We start from the raw sequence: 15,212 nt of genomic DNA, 5'->3' as shown, positions 1-15,212 counted from the left end.
TCAGCTCTTGTTTTTGTAATCTGCTTCTAGCTCTCTCGTATCATCGGTAATTCCCAGTGCGCGTATGTCACACTTCAGGTAGGGTATGAAAAATTCAAAATGTAAAAATACATGTTGTCAGCCGCTTTTTCGCGTATTTATTGCATCAAAATGCAAAAGTGCAGGCTGATTCGCCTAAATTGCCCCAATTGGCTGAATTTGAAGGTTTTCAAATGTACTTTTACATTTTGAAGACCTTTTTGAACCTTTTGGCGCTCATCGAAATGTACTTTTGCATTTTGTTTCATATTTGAGGCGAGTTAGCTTGTCTAGAGCCCCCACTTTACAGAAAAAAAAGAGCTGAACCCACAAGGATGAATGTCACTATCCAAAGGTTCAGCTCTTTTATTATTTCGAGGAGGAGCGGCTTCCCCGCTTCGGCAGCGTCGATGGTGACGTGTGATCCGCGCTGCTTTCTTGCGGCTGCTTGATGCCGAAGATTTCGCTGATTTTCATACTCTCCGCTTGTCCCATAATATGCTTGTCATTTGGCTTCCGGCCGGTCAGTAAATCTCCGGTCCAGCCTTTGCGCCATAGCCAGATATAGATGAGAACGGTGACTGCGAATACGATACCGCAAAGCAGGGCGAAACCCCATTTATGCTCATCAAATGGCAGCCGGTTAAAGTTCGTGCCCCAAATCGCTGCCAGAACCGATGCGGGTGTGAACAGTACGGTAAAGATGGTCAACGTCTTCATAATGTCATTGCCGCGGAAGCTGGAGATTGAGCCATCCATAGAAATCAGCGTATCAATCTCGAACGCATAATGTTTCAGTAAGTTTTCAATCCGGTCCAGCCGGTGCGTTACTCGCTGGAAGTTGTCATTTTCGACCAAGAGCTCCATGAAAGCTTCTTTGGCCGCGCCGTGAAGCTCTCGGATGGGGAGAAATAAATGGCTCCAATGCAGCAAATCATAGCGGCGCTCAAAAATGACGTCCATCAAGCCCGTACGGTTGGAGCTGCGCATCGTGCTCTCCAGTTGGCCAAGCCGGTATTCGAATTCGTCCAGACCGCCGTGGAAAGGGGCCAGCACGACACTTACCATGACGAATAGAGCTTCAGGAGCCGAAGAACAGCCCTCCAGCCGCGCAACAACAGTATCCCTCTGAAGCCGAATCATGAGACGCAGATCATCATGAAGCGTTACCAGCTTGTTCTGCGATAGCCAGAAATGAAACGGGATCGTGTCGCTATGCTGCTCCGAAGCTTGGAACATGACGGTACCGTAAATAAAGGGGCCGCATTCAAGCGATTCAGAGACGATGACCTGATTGGTTCTTCTATCCTTGCATTCATCCAGCCAGGCCGTGCATTCAGGAAGAGCGGCTTTAATCTGCGCCAGCTTTGATTCCTGATCTTCCATCTCACGGGATAACCTTATATCGGATTGTCCGCCTGCTGGCGGCGGATTGTTTTTCTTAAATTTACGGCTAGGCAGCCCGTCTGCCGATACCGCCTGCAGCCGTTCCTGCTGCAGCACATGCCACTCCCACTTTGCGGGATATTGAAGCACCCGATGAATCATCGATTTGCCCCCTGCTTGTCCGATTTCCAATACACTTCCTTCCATCATAACTCGAACCGCTTTGATGCACAACCTGCATGAATGCCTATCTTGAATTACACATCATTTGAGTGATCTAACTAGAGATTGGGAATAGCTAATTGGGAATAAGCAAAGGTGTAATCAGTCAGGAGGAATTAGAATGGCCAAAAAGATTGCCGCATTCGATACACAGCGGCAGGTGATTGATACGATTGCCGCTTTGCAGCATGCCGGGTTTGAGACGGGAGAGCTGAAAATTTACGCTAAGGATGCTACGCATTCACGCAGAATCGAAGCGGAGAGCGACATGCATGTGGACGAGATCAGAGAGCTTGCAGAGACGAGAGAAAATACATCTCCTTATGATCGTGCAGGAATGACCTTTGCGGCTCCCGGCATATTAGCAGGCAGCGGTGTTAGCGGCACGGCTGGCTGGAAAGGCATATTTGGAGCTGCCTTTTTGGGAGACGACGCCGGCGTGACTCAAGCCTTGATGGCAAGCGGCCTCGATACGAAGGAATCCGAGTTTTGCCGTAACGCTTTGGAGAATGGGCAAATCATCGTTATCGTCGAGACGGACGAGAGCAAGTCGCTGCTCGATAAAGATGGCGGCCCGGATTTGTCCCGGCTGGGTGTGGCCGAATCGGTGTTTCGCCAATATGAAGCACACCGGATCATACCCGGCTCCTAACGGAGCGATCGTACACATAGAAGCCATTGCGGGTGCAATGGCTTTTTATGCGATGCGGCTGAACGTTAAATTTTCAACAATGATGGTCTATTCAAGGCTACGATCGGGGCTATCGGATGGTTTTTGCCCAGAATGCTGTCCCGTATAATTTGCGAAGCGATGATGCTATATACCGAGCCATTCCCACCATAGCCTAGACTGTAATAAATTCCTGGCAGGTTTGGATCTTCGCCGATGAACGGCAGATTATCGCAGGATTCGCCGAAGGTAGCGCTCCATTCATATTCGAATGAGGAGTCGAGCTGTGGAAACAGTGCCTGCAGCTTATCTTGAATCTGCCGGATGCGTTTATGCCGCGCCTTCTCGCCCTCGATTGGATGCTCCGTTTGCTCGTCCAAGCCACCGATTACGATTCGGTCATCGACGGTAGTACGCAAGTAAAGATAGGGTCTAGCCGTCTCCCAGATCATAAGCCGATCCGGCCACAATTGATCGAGCAATTCAAGGGATTGTACCCGAGTGATGGCGGCAAATGAACGGTTCAGCTCCGCTTTCACCAATCGGCCTCTCAGCTCTTCCGGCTCGTAGCCAACAGCGAATAGAACATGCTTTGCGGTGACTTCATGTCCTCCGTCAGTTGTTAGAACATACCCGCCGGAATTTGTGGAGCGGCGTTGATCCGTAATGCCTGTGTGCTCAAAAATATGGAGACCAGCGTTGACGGCGTGCTCAGCTGCCGTCTGGATGAAGCGAAATGGATTGATTTCGGCATCGCCACGGGTAATGATTGCGCCTGGACGACGGAACGGGAAGCGGGATGAAATCTCATCCGGTCCCCAAAACTCGACATCGAAGCCATGCCGCTTCAAAGTCTCGAACTCCCGCTTCAGCTTAGGAAGATCCTGCTCAGAGCTGGCATAGTAGAGACTGCTGCGACTGCGGAACCCGATGTCTCTAGGCAGCTGCCCGCAAATTTCCCCAAACCGTTTAACCGCATCTTCACATGCTTTATAAAATTGTACAGCCGGCCCTTCGCCGATTTGATCGATAAGGTCGCAAAGCATAACGTCATTGGAAAATTGGAGCAAGCCGGTATTGGCGGAGCTGCTGCCCCCGGCGACTGTACCGCGTTCCAGCACGGCTGCAGATATTCCTGCCTCTGCCAGTGACAGACCGCATACAATGCCTGACATTCCGCCGCCAACGATGGCAACATCGACTTGCAACGGCGAACTAAGCGGTTCATAGGTTTGAACAGATTGTAAAGTCGTTGGCCAAAATAACTCTCCGGTATGCAATTCTTTCATGGAAGAACGCTCCTTCTCGAACGAATAGGGGACAAGCGATAAATTTACTATGTCCAGTCGTACCAGAGCGGATACAGCATACCGAAGGCAGCTATTGCGGTTTATTCAAGCTTCGCATAGCTTCCCGGTAAGAGGTCGGCGACTGGCCGTAAAAACGGCGGAACTGCTTGGAGAAGTAAAGCGAGTCCTGCAATCCGACGGAGGCGGCGATTTGCTCAATTGTCAGTTCGTCGCGTTCCCGGAGCATTTGCCTGGCTTTATCGATGCGAAGCTTCAATAAGAATGTGACGGGGGAAACACCGGTATGCCGTTTGAACAAACGGGACAGGTAGGCCCGGTTATAGCCAAGCGATTCAGACATTTGTTCGATGGAAACCGGATGGGCATATTGGGTGGATAGGTAATGAATGACCTGCTGAAGCAGCCGTTCGCTGCCCTCGGCAGCCTCCGGTCCGGAATTGCCTGCAGCCTGCTGTGCAGCTTCCCGGTATTCAGCCGCCAGCAAATGAAGATAGCCTGCCGCCTTCAGAGGCGCAGAAGAGCCGCCCAGCCGAAAGCTGTTAAAGATGAGGTTATAGAGAACGGGAATACGGCGGTTCGCAGCGTTATCCGCGATGGGCTGTGTGGCGGACAAGCCTGCGGCGGCGACAAGTCCCGGAGCTTCCGGTCCGGTAAAGGCGACCCAGCGGTACCGCCAAGGGTCGGCTTGATCGGATTCGTAGCTGACTAACTGCTCGGGCTCGATAAGAAACGTATGGCCAGCCTGGAGCTCATGCCGTTTGCCCCCGCATTCGAATATGCCCTTGCCGCTTAGCACAACATGCATTAAGTAAAAGTCATATACCTTGGGGCCTAGCCGATGAGCAGGCTTTGTCTGGCTTTCTCCGCCAAACAGCACATTCGTCCCAGCCTCTGGAACCATGACAGGATTGGAAGCTACGGTGTAGAAATCTTGTCGCCGCATATAATGATCAGCCCTTCTGTTCATTGAATGGATGAAAACGAGTGTTGTCTTTTCATGATAACATGCAACAGGCTTAACATAAAAGTCACATAAATCCATGTGAAACTCATTTTCCGCCATTTGTTTACGCACGTCGTTGCGCTATACTGAAGTGGAATCTACTACCTCATAACAAAGGAATGTGATCGCATAATGGCAAACATCCAAGCGCTGACACAGCAATTTATACAGCAATACGGTGAGAATGAAACACCGATTAGCGTATTTCACGCACCAGGCCGCGTCAATCTGATCGGCGAGCACACCGACTACAATGGAGGCTACGTATTCCCTGCGGCTCTGACGTTCGGAACGACACTCCTTATCCGCAAACGCGCGGACCATCAATTAGGCCTTGCAACGACAAACTTCCCATCCTCCAAGCAATTTTCGCTGGATTCGATCGTATTCGACGAAGCTGATGACTGGATGAACTATCCGAAGGGGATCGTACATGAGCTTCAAGAAACCGGAGTAAGCTTCAAAAACGGCTATGACCTTCTCTATCACGGTGAAATTCCGAATGGCGCCGGATTGTCCTCCTCCGCTTCGATCGAAGTCGTAACGGCATACGCACTGCTTACGCTGGAAGAACTGCCGACTGACACGGTAAAAATTGCCCTGCTTTCGCAAAAATCCGAAAATGAATTCAACGGCGTAAAATGCGGCATCATGGACCAATTCGCAGTTGCCAACGGCAAGAAGGATCATGCGATTCTGCTGATGTGCGATACGCTGGAATATGATCTGATTCCGTTCCAATCCGGCAGCTACAAGCTGGTTATTGGCAATACGAACAAACGCCGCGGCTTGGTGGACTCCGCTTACAATGAGCGCCGCAGCCAATGCGACCAAGCGGTAGAAGAGCTGAAAGCGGCTTACCCGGATCTCACGCTGTTGGGTCAGCTTACACTGGAGCAATTCAATGCTAGCAAGCACCTGATCAAAGAAGACGTCGTTCGCAACCGCGCACAGCATGTCGTGGAAGAAATCGACCGCGTCCTGCAATCGATCAAAGCGCTGAAAGCTGATGACTTGGCACAGTTCGGCCAACTGATGAACGGCTCCCATGATTCGCTTCGCGATCTGTATGAAGTAACAGGCGCAGAGCTGGATGCAATGGTAGAAGCAGCTCGCGGCGTAGAAGGCGTGCTTGGCTCCCGGATGACCGGAGCGGGCTTCGGCGGCTGTACAGTATCGCTTGTTCATGAAGACAGCATCGAGCGGTTCAAGGAAGAAGTAGGACGTAAATATACAGAAGCGACTGGCTTAACGGCTGACTTCTACGTATGCACAATCGGCAACGGTGTCGAACAACTGGTTTAATCCTTTAACACGGACTCAACTCATCAATAAAAAGGGAGAGTGACGGATATGGCAGTATTGGTTACAGGCGGAGCGGGTTATATCGGTTCCCACGCAGTTGCCGCATTGGCGGAACGCGGAGAGGAAATCGTCATTGTCGACAATTTGCAGCAGGGTCACCGCGATGCGGTTACTGGTGGCAAGCTGTATGTCGGGGATTTGAGAGATGCTGATTTTTTGGAGACGGTATTTAAAGAGAACAAAATCGATTCCGTTATTCACTTTGCGGCGAACTCGCTTGTAGGCGAGAGCATGACGCTGCCAGGCAAATACTATCACAACAATGTGTATGGAACGCTGTGCCTGCTGGAAAAAATGATCGAGCACAACGTGCTTCGCATCGTGTTCTCTTCTACGGCTGCAACTTACGGTGAGCCGGAAAACGTGCCAATCGACGAATTTGACCGGACGCTGCCAACGAACGCTTATGGCGAAACGAAGCTGGCTATGGAAAAAATGATGAAATGGTTCGATGTCGCGCATGGCTTGAAATACGTATCGCTGCGTTATTTCAATGCAGCAGGTGCGCATCCTGGCGGCAAAATCGGTGAAGACCATAGCCCTGAGACTCATCTGGTGCCAATCGTTCTGCAAGCTGCGCTTGGCAAGCGTCCGCATATTTCCGTATTTGGCGAAGACTACGAGACGCCAGACGGCTCGTGCATTCGCGACTATATTCACGTTAGCGACTTGGCTGAAGCGCACGTACTGGCTGTGCACCGCCTGAGAGGCGGAGCTGACAGCGCGATTTACAATCTGGGCAACGGGCAAGGCTTCTCCGTAAAAGAAGTCATTGAAATCGCCCGCAACGTTACGGGCCGCGAGATTAAAGCTGTTATCGAACCGCGCCGCGCTGGCGACCCGGCTGTTCTGGTTGCTTCCTCGGACCGCGCCCGCAAGGAGCTGGGCTGGGAGCCGAAGTTTGCTAGCCTGGATGACATTATCCGCAGCGCATGGAATTGGCATCTGGCTAATCCGGAAGGCTACGCAAAGGGCTAATAGGTAAAGTTAATAGCCGCGTACAGAATACCGAGAGGAGAACGCACATCATGACGGACTCGCAACACGCACAGGCCGGTGCAGCTCAGAACGCTCTGCTGAACATCGAACGGCTCGTCCGCTTCGCGTTTCGCGAAGGGATGATTGAAGCGCTTGACGTTAACGCATCGCGAAACGCCTTGCTCGATTTGTTCGGCTTCACGGAGCCGTATGAGGGAGAAGTGCCGGAAGAACAATTAGACAGCGCAGTAGAGCTGCTGGAATCGCTGCTCGATTACGGACACTCTATTGGCTTGATTACAGATAACATTACGACTTACCGCGATTTGCTGGATGCGCGCATTATGGGACTGTTAATGCCCCGCCCGTCCGAGACAGTAAGCGCATTCGCCAGAACGGCGGAGCAAAAAGGAATAGCGGCGGCTACCGATGCTTTCTACAAGCTGAATATTGATTCCAACTATATTCGGATGGACCGGATTCGCCGCAATAAATATTGGCTGCATGAGACGGATTATGGCGCTTTGGAGATTACAATCAATCTTTCCAAGCCGGAGAAGGACCCGAAGGAGATCGCACTGCTTCGCTCGATGCCTCAGGCTCATTATCCAAAGTGTCTGCTATGCGCCGAAAATGTCGGCTATGCAGGACGCGCCGATCATCCGGCCCGCCAGAATCTGCGCGTGCTGCCGCTGACGCTGCAAGGCGAGCCATGGTTTTTCCAGTACTCTCCTTATGTGTACTATAACGAGCACAGCATCGTATTCAAAGGCGCGCATGAGCCGATGGTGATCTCGCATACATCATTCGCCCGCTTGCTTGATTTTGTGGAGCAGCTGCCGCATTATTTCATCGGCTCCAACGCCGACTTGCCGATTGTCGGCGGCTCGATTCTTAGCCATGACCATTTCCAGGCGGGCCGTCACACATTCCCGATGGAAAAGGCGCCGATTGAAGCGACGTTCGCTGATCCGGCATTGCCGGGCGTTTCCTTCGGCATCGTTAGCTGGCCGATGTCTGTCGTTCGCGTGAGCGGCTCTTCGAAGGGCGACGTTCACCGTGCCGCTTGCCGTTTACTTGATGAATGGCGCGGCTACAGCGACGCTGCTGCAGAAGTGCATGCCTTCACGGAGAATGCTGACGGCAGCCGTACGCCGCATAACACGATAACGCCAATTGCCCGTCTGCGTGACAATGGCGACTATGAGATGGATCTGGTGCTCCGGAACAACCGGACGAGCGAAGAGCATCCGGACGGCATCTTCCATCCGCACAAGCACTTGCACCATGTCAAGAAAGAGAACATTGGCCTGATTGAAGTGATGGGTCTTGCGGTGCTGCCGGGTCGTCTGAAAGACGAGCTGGAGCAAATTGCCGCTTACTTGACGGGTTCAGCAGCAATTGCCGCGGAATTGCATGATGCGGGGCACCCGCTCCATAACCATGCAAGCTGGATCGAGGCACTGACAGGGCAGTATGGCACAGCTTGTACAGCAGAGGAAGCGAGAGCGGCCGTTGAACGTGAGACAGGCGCCAAGTTCCTGGACGTACTTAAGGATGCTGGTGTTTACAAGCGTACCGATGAGGGGGCTGCCGCATTCCGGCGTTTCCTGAACACAATCGGACTTCAGGAAAACCAATAGCAAATTGCGGTTCTAGAAACCGCCGCCGTCCACCCGGGACGTTGCGGCGGTTTTTTTTTAATTCTGTAAATAAATTAATTTGAAATGAATCAAAAATTATGGTATTTTTTATAAGAAAAACAAAGACGTTTATTATGATTAATAACGTGTATTTATAAACAACAATCGGAGGGGTTTACGTGCCGGAACAAATTATACCGTTGGACGATTTTTTGAAGCTGGATTCGGACGAGCAAGTAGAAAAGCTGAAGCGCTGGAAGATGGATTATACGCTGAAGGATATTCGCGAAGCGTGGAGCTTCAAGCATTCCGCGCAATATTACATGCTGCTTAAGAAGCTGCGAATCTATGAGCGGGTAGTCAATAAGTCGGACAAATTCTATCCGGTATCGGAGCAATTGCTGGCGCAATCCGGCTCCCAGCAGGATCGCGGCTGGAGAGGCAGATCCGCTTATGTACAGCAGGAAGATCAGCCTGCCGACCGCTTCAATTACCAGTTAAACACGACTCTTAGCGGCTCGGAATTAGCCGAGAAGCTGGAGCGTCTTGCTTTCTTCCTGAAAGGCGAGCAAAAGCAAGTGACAATTGCACTTTCAATTGAGTCAGCAACAGCCGTGAATGCTGCTGAATCAAGCGAAGACGAGGAATAGACTGGCATTAGCGACAAACAAAAGGAGCCGTTCCTGGGGACGGCTCCTTTTGTTTTAAAAAAAGTACATGTTAGTTTGTCGAAAACTGAAATTTAATGTCTGTTATTGGAATAATTTGTGTGTTGATACTATATTTTATTTGTTTCTAAGTTTACCGAGCTCGGAGACGAGAGCTTCCACTTCGCTGATGCTGAACTTGTCTTTAGATGCGACAACCTCATAAAGGTCTTTAATATCTTCATATTGATCGACACCGAAATGGGATGCTTGCATGGCTGCGCCTGTAGCCATCCGAAGCTTTGTCTTAATCGTCTCGATCATAAATTCTACATTTTCCTGTGATTGCAGTTCTAAGTTTGCCATTGAATGCAGTCCTCCCTCTAATTGATCCGGACGGCCAAAACGGCCGCTGGACAGCGATTTGCTTCCGTCATTGTACCATATTTCCCGTGCCGGATGCCTAGAAATTGAACCGCGCTGCCAAATTGGATACAATGAAGCCATAGCGAAAATGCAAACATAGAAAAGCGGGTGTGCAGGATGATGGAACATTTGAAAGCCTGCATTGGCAGCATAGAGAAGCCGGTAGAGTACTTCACCGATTTCGGATTGAACACGTTTTTATCCAGCATTGCGGACAAGCATCCCGGCCGGGATGAGATTCTGTTCCTATGCATCGGAACGGATCGCTCTACGGGAGACAGCTTCGGCCCCTTGCTTGGGACGATGCTTCGGGCGCAAGGCTGGCCTAATGTAGTAGGGACGCTAGAGCAGCCCTGTGACGCTTACAGAGTGGAGCAGGCGGTACGCGCAGCCATTGCAGAGCAAGCTGTCGTTATTGCCGTTGATGCCTGCTTGGGGAAGGCGCAATCTGTCGGCGGTTATCTGACCGTTGAAGGCCCGTTAAAGCCAGGGCAAGCAACTGGCGCAAATCTGCCCGAAGCGGGCCATTACAGTATAGCGGGCATCGTCAACGGCATGAGCCATAAGCCATATATGACACTGCAGACGACACCGCTGCATCGTGTACTGCAGATGGCTTCAGCCTTGGCGGATGCAATTAATAAGGCCTGGAAGGATAGCGGCAGCTCTGCAAAATACGGAACCTAGTTGACTAAAGGAGTGACGTAGAATGAGCAAGGAATCAATTGCACAGCATGGAGTCCGGCTGGACAACGGCATCGGACTCGCTTATTACGATTCTGGAGATCAAGGCCCGGACAAGCCGGTTCTGGTTCTCCTCCATGGCTTTTGTGGAAGCTCGGCTTACTGGGAACGAGTTGTCTCCAGCCTTGAGCAGCATGCAAGAATTATTGCACCGGATCTGCGGGGGCAAGGGGATTCTCCCCCATCCGGAGATGGTCCATATACGATGGAATTGTATGCCGCTGATTTGGCTGGTATGCTTCAGCGTCTGAATATCCCTCATGTCACTTTACTTGGCCATTCTCTGGGAGGCTATGTTACGCTGGCATTTGCTGAGCTTCATCCGGATAAGCTTCAGGCATTTGGTCTCATTCATTCGACACCGATGCCGGACAGCGAAGCTGCAAAGGTCAATCGAGACAATGCGGCAGCCGCAATTCGCAAAGACGGCATCATCCCTTTCGTTGACGGACTGGTACCGAAGCTGTTCGCTCCGGATAGCCGTGATTCAATGGCCGAGCAAGTGGGGCGGGCCAAGGAGATCGGTTATGGAACAAGTGAAGCCGGTGCAGTTGGTGCGGCATTAGGTATGAAGGAACGGCCTGACAGAAACGCTGTTCTTGCTGCAACGAAGCTGCCGCTTCTGCTGCTGGCGGGTGAACTTGATCCCATTATACCGGTGGAAAAAACATTGGTTATCGACGGAGAAAACGTGACGCAGGTGATTTTGAAGGGTGCCGGGCATATGGGAATGCTGGAGCAGCCCGATGCTTTTATCCAAGCGGTAACCGATTTTTTGAATAAATAAGAATCGTCAGGCTTGGGAGGGAGAAATCAATGTTTCAACGGGACTATTTCATGCGGATGATCGGGCAAATGACGGAAGCGATTGGACAGATTATGCAGTTGAAGCGGGAAATGAAGCATGACGAGGCGCTGCTTATTATCGACGAGCTGCTGGATAAGAGATTCGGTATGAGCGGGAAGTTAATCCGTTCCCTATCGGACAAGGATTTAATTGGAGTTATGACCACCAATGGTATTGTGGAGACGGACAATCTCCAGGCTATCGCTGTATTAATCAAGCAGGAAGCGGAGCTGCTGGAGGCGCAGGGCAAGGAAGAAGCAAGCTTTGTTCACTATTTGAAGTCGCTTCATCTATTTATGCGATTGTCGCTGCTGGGGGCTGCGCCCACGCTTGTCGATCCGGCTAAGGAAGCGGAGCAGCTTCTGGATAAGCTGAAGCTCTACGAGCTCCCGGAGGAGACAAAGCTGCTGCGCGCGGAATGGCATGAGGGGGAATCCCAGTTCGATCAGGCGGATAATGTGCTTCATGAGCTGCTTGAGGATGGCGCTGTGACGAAGGAAGAGGTCGTTGATTTTTATCGGCGGCTGCTATTATATGATGATGAGAAGCTCATAGCCGGCGGCTTATCAAGGGAAGAGCTGGAGCAGGGTGTAGAAGAACTGGCAGGCAAGACGCAGCATTGATGCAAAGGCGAAGCGGAAGGAAGGGAGCAAACTGCGGATCAGGCAGCGAGCTCCCTTGTTTCGGCTAAGCTGTGAATAGCATACTAAAGCAATCTATCGAGCAGGGGGCAGAACGTTCATGACAGAACAATGGCAGCAGAATTTGCTGCAGAGCATAGACAGCGGCGAGCTGCTGCAAGGCACGCTAAGCCAATTGCGGCGCAAGGATGGAGCAGCGCCGCCAAAGACGATCGTTAGACCAATCCAACTAAAGCAAGGGCTGCATTACCAGTTTGAATATCATTATGCCAATAAAGTGACGCATGAGAATGTCCTGCCGCAACAGGCCGGAACGAAGCTGCTGGCACTCTTGAACGAGGACTACCGGCAAGCGCTGGTCAAAACGCCCGAAGCCGATCTGCAATTGCTGTTCAGCAAAAAAGGAAAAGCGACCGTGCTCAGCAAGCCGCCGACGGGAAGCGTGCGCCAGCCGTCCGACCTGCAGCATAACCGCCAGAAGCAGCGGATATTGGCAGAAGGAGCGGCTGCGCCTTTCTTGGTCGAGCTCGGCATTATGACGAAAGAAGGCATGGTGCATGCCAAGAAGCAGGACAAGTACAAGCAGATCAACCGTTTTCTGGAGATGGTGACGGACGTGCTTCCGCATTTGCCGAAGGACAGACCGCTCACAATTGTCGATTTTGGCTGCGGCAAATCTTATCTTACTTTCGCGCTGTATCATTTGCTCGCAATCGAGAAGAAGCGTGATATTCGAATTATCGGCTTGGATTTGAAGGCGGATGTCATCTCCTTCTGTTCTGAACTTGCAGATAAGCTGGGATATGGCAGCTTGACATTCATGGTTGGGGATATCGCTGAATATGAAGGTCTGAAGGAAGCAGATATGGTCGTTACACTGCATGCCTGCGATACGGCAACGGATGCGGCCTTGGCGAAAGCAGTTGGCTGGGGCGCCTCGGTTATCATGTCTGTGCCTTGCTGCCAGCATGAGGCATTCCGGCAGATTGAGAGCGATACGCTTTCTCCGCTTTTATCGCAGGGGCTGCTGAAGGAAAGATTTGCCGCACTCGCGACGGATGCGGCGCGCGGAACGCTGCTTGAGGCGATTGGCTACAAAGTGCAGATGCTGGAGTTTGTTGATCCTGAGCATACACCAAAAAACCTGCTTATTCGTGCAGTACGCGGCGATAAGCATGCAGTCTCAGCAAAAAAATGGGAGCAGTATGAGCAATTCCGCAATTTTCTGCATCTTTCCCCATCTCTTGAAGCGATGCTGGGCGACCGGCTGCCAAGCAAAGAAAATCAACAATAATCGATAAGAATTGAAGTATTAATTGTCGTTATATAAATCATTTGATACAATGGAAATAGATGGCTATATAACGGATGGGTGACCGTATTGGAATTAGTAATCTGGTTGGATTTTGTCATTTTCCTTGTGTTATTAGGATTATTCTTCTACGTGTTTGCGGCTAACTCTATCACGGTTCTCCATAAAATCTATCTAGTCCTTCACTTCGTATTTATGGTGTGGCCGTTATTTCAGTTTATTTCGCAAACCGCGATTGATCCGAACTACAAGTTGTTTTACCTTATAGGCGCATATGTCGCCCTCTCATTGCTTGGCGTTGGCTGGTTTGTCTTTATCGTCGTCCTGACAGGTCAGGCGAAGATAATCAGGACGAATCGGATTATTCTGCTTTCTATTCCCGGCGTTGTATCCGCTCTGGCAGCGCTTGCGAATCCCGGTAAGTTGTTTCTTACTATTAATTATAGCCTGGATCCTAATGGGCAGCTCGAGAACGGGCCTCTTTACTGGATCATGATTGTTCAGGTTTTGATCTATCTGTTTATTTCACTGTTTATTATGTTGTACACGCTTCGCAAAGAAGTGACCTCCCGTCACAAGACGCTTGTCCGGACGGCAATGAATACGATCTTTCTGCTTATTCTGTTCGGCATTGGCGATTTGCTTGTGAATATTGTTTTTATTGATTCTTTCGATAGCTATTTTCCTATCATTTCTTGCGGTATGGCGATTTCGACAGGCTATCTGGCGCATGCAATTACAAAGCATCGCGTCTTCAATATTATTCAAGTCGTGCAGCGCGATATTATGAATACGATGTCTACCGGCATTATCGTATTGGATGATAACGATATCGTAATTGATATCAATAAAGCGATGCGGCCGGTTATTCGTCTTAAAATCGGAGACAGCTTCAACCCGGAAGCCATAGCCTCACAGCTTCCGAAGTCAGCGGCAAGGGATTTTTTGAGGTTTTTTGAAGAGCAGCGTGAGAAACCGCTGGAACGGCTGGAAGTTGAGCTAGCGCTTCATTTGGAGCAATCGAGCTACTTCGTCATTCATTCCGCACCGATTTTGAATCAAAACAAGAAAAAGCTGCCTATCGGCCGGCTGCTAACCTTCCATGACGTAACACAGCTTCGCATCTTGCTGGATGAAACCAACACGCAAAATGAGCTGCTTCATGATCGCAACCGCGAGCTGATGCTTATGCAAGAAGAGCTTTCCCAAGCGAATAAGAAGCTGCAAAATATGGCGATTACCGATAGTCTGACCGGCTGCTATAACCGCCGGTACCTGCTGCAGCAGCTGGAGCAGGAGGTAGCGATCAATGTGCGCAAAGGCATTCCTTTCTCGATTTTCTTGTTCGATATTGATTTGTTTAAATCAATTAACGACCGGTTTGGGCATTTAGCCGGAGACGAGGTGCTGTGCGGTACAGTCGATGCGGTGCGCAGCATGCTGCGGCTTACAGACGTGCTTGCACGTTACGGAGGCGAGGAATTTACCGTTTATTTGCCCCATACGAACCGGGAGCATGCCGATCTGGTTGCGGACCGGATTAAGGAAGCGGTTGAGCATAACGTGGTGAGAACCGGTAATGGCGATCAGACGGTATCGGTTACGATTAGTATGGGCGTAGTCTCAATCGAGCAGTTCGATACGAAGGTGCTGGAAGATCCGAAAGCTTTTCTGCGTGAATTATTATCGCAAGCCGACGCTGCGCTGTATGAAGCGAAGTATAATGGACGCAATCGCATCGTTAAGCGGAAGCTGGCTTAAGGAGCTGCCTCTCCGGCAGCGGAATAGGCTTTGAAGATTGAGCGCTTCATCGGATTGTTGAGAAACCCCGCTTTTATTGAAAAAGCGCAGGGTTTCTTTTTTTTGTTTATTTTTAAGGGAAAGTTACTTTACGACAGGCGGAGAGGGTGAAACGACGCTTGCTTTTTTTTACGCGGATTTGTCTCTTGGATTGCCGTAAAAAAGGGGAGATAGTCAGTCACATTCTAATCTGCTAAAAT

The 15,212-nt window shown here is 50.6% G+C and carries 14 protein-coding genes; 10 read left to right on the top strand and 4 right to left on the bottom strand.

From position 1 onward, the window contains the following. Positions 1 to 387: 387 nt before the first annotated feature. Positions 388 to 1,614: a magnesium transporter CorA family protein gene (locus TY10_RS26815; RefSeq protein WP_052350793.1), complete on the bottom strand. Its 1,227-nt coding sequence runs from the start codon at positions 1,612 to 1,614 to the stop codon at positions 388 to 390. Positions 1,615 to 1,747: 133 nt separating this feature from the next. Here TY10_RS26815 and TY10_RS26810 point away from each other — a divergent pair, with 133 nt between their 5' ends. After that, positions 1,748 to 2,278: a general stress protein gene (locus TY10_RS26810; RefSeq protein WP_042170810.1), complete on the top strand. Its 531-nt coding sequence runs from the start codon at positions 1,748 to 1,750 to the stop codon at positions 2,276 to 2,278. A gap of 65 nt (positions 2,279 to 2,343) precedes the next feature. On the opposite strand, the gene TY10_RS26805 is transcribed toward TY10_RS26810, so the two are convergent. After that, positions 2,344 to 3,585, bottom strand: coding sequence for an NAD(P)/FAD-dependent oxidoreductase (locus TY10_RS26805; protein ID WP_042170808.1), 1,242 nt, complete (start codon positions 3,583 to 3,585; stop codon positions 2,344 to 2,346). A 91-nt stretch (positions 3,586 to 3,676) separates the two neighbouring features. Continuing rightward, the gene (locus tag TY10_RS26800) at positions 3,677 to 4,549 is read right to left on the bottom strand and encodes an AraC family transcriptional regulator (protein WP_042170806.1); all 873 of its coding nucleotides are present in this window, start codon (positions 4,547 to 4,549) and stop codon (positions 3,677 to 3,679) included. Between the two features lie 192 nt (positions 4,550 to 4,741). Here TY10_RS26800 and TY10_RS26795 point away from each other — a divergent pair, with 192 nt between their 5' ends. The 4 genes from TY10_RS26795 to TY10_RS26780 all read left to right on the top strand — a co-directional run bounded on the left by TY10_RS26795 (position 4,742) and on the right by TY10_RS26780 (position 9,245). Next, positions 4,742 to 5,914: a galactokinase gene (locus tag TY10_RS26795; RefSeq protein ID WP_042170804.1), complete on the top strand. Its 1,173-nt coding sequence runs from the start codon at positions 4,742 to 4,744 to the stop codon at positions 5,912 to 5,914. 48 nt (positions 5,915 to 5,962) lie between these two features. Continuing rightward, a complete protein-coding gene (galE, locus tag TY10_RS26790; protein WP_042170801.1) occupies positions 5,963 to 6,952 on the top strand; it encodes a UDP-glucose 4-epimerase GalE in 990 nt (329 codons plus the stop codon). Between the two features lie 50 nt (positions 6,953 to 7,002). After that, positions 7,003 to 8,595 (top strand): UDP-glucose--hexose-1-phosphate uridylyltransferase, encoded by a 1,593-nt coding sequence (locus TY10_RS26785; protein ID WP_042170799.1) that lies wholly within the window; start codon positions 7,003 to 7,005, stop codon positions 8,593 to 8,595. A gap of 179 nt (positions 8,596 to 8,774) precedes the next feature. Then, on the top strand, positions 8,775 to 9,245 hold the full coding sequence (locus tag TY10_RS26780; protein ID WP_042170798.1) for a hypothetical protein: 471 nt from the start codon (positions 8,775 to 8,777) through the stop codon (positions 9,243 to 9,245). 135 nt (positions 9,246 to 9,380) lie between these two features. On the opposite strand, the gene TY10_RS26775 is transcribed toward TY10_RS26780, so the two are convergent. Continuing rightward, positions 9,381 to 9,608, bottom strand: coding sequence for a DUF1128 domain-containing protein (locus TY10_RS26775; RefSeq protein WP_042170872.1), 228 nt, complete (start codon positions 9,606 to 9,608; stop codon positions 9,381 to 9,383). Positions 9,609 to 9,785: 177 nt separating this feature from the next. Between TY10_RS26775 and yyaC the strand changes: the two genes are divergently transcribed. The 5 genes from yyaC (at position 9,786) to TY10_RS26750 (ending at position 14,973) form a co-directional block, all read left to right on the top strand. Beyond that, a complete protein-coding gene (gene yyaC / locus TY10_RS26770; protein ID WP_238328060.1) occupies positions 9,786 to 10,355 on the top strand; it encodes a spore protease YyaC in 570 nt (189 codons plus the stop codon). A gap of 22 nt (positions 10,356 to 10,377) precedes the next feature. Continuing rightward, positions 10,378 to 11,199 (top strand): alpha/beta fold hydrolase, encoded by an 822-nt coding sequence (locus TY10_RS26765; protein ID WP_042170795.1) that lies wholly within the window; start codon positions 10,378 to 10,380, stop codon positions 11,197 to 11,199. Between the two features lie 29 nt (positions 11,200 to 11,228). Beyond that, complete coding sequence (locus tag TY10_RS26760) at positions 11,229 to 11,882, top strand: DUF6483 family protein (protein WP_042170793.1); 654 nt, start codon at positions 11,229 to 11,231, stop codon at positions 11,880 to 11,882. A gap of 118 nt (positions 11,883 to 12,000) precedes the next feature. After that, entirely contained in the window at positions 12,001 to 13,194 is a 1,194-nt protein-coding gene (locus TY10_RS26755) for a class I SAM-dependent methyltransferase (protein WP_042170790.1), read from the top strand. 87 nt (positions 13,195 to 13,281) lie between these two features. Then, complete coding sequence (locus TY10_RS26750) at positions 13,282 to 14,973, top strand: histidine kinase N-terminal 7TM domain-containing diguanylate cyclase (protein WP_052350792.1); 1,692 nt, start codon at positions 13,282 to 13,284, stop codon at positions 14,971 to 14,973. Positions 14,974 to 15,212: the final 239 nt, after the last annotated feature.

This window comes from Paenibacillus gorillae, assembly GCF_000513275.1.
In the GTDB taxonomy this organism is placed as follows: Bacteria; Bacillota; Bacilli; order Paenibacillales; family Paenibacillaceae; genus Pristimantibacillus; species Pristimantibacillus gorillae.
Note: the sequence above shows the minus strand (reverse complement) of the source record. Positions and strands in the feature narration are given on the sequence as shown.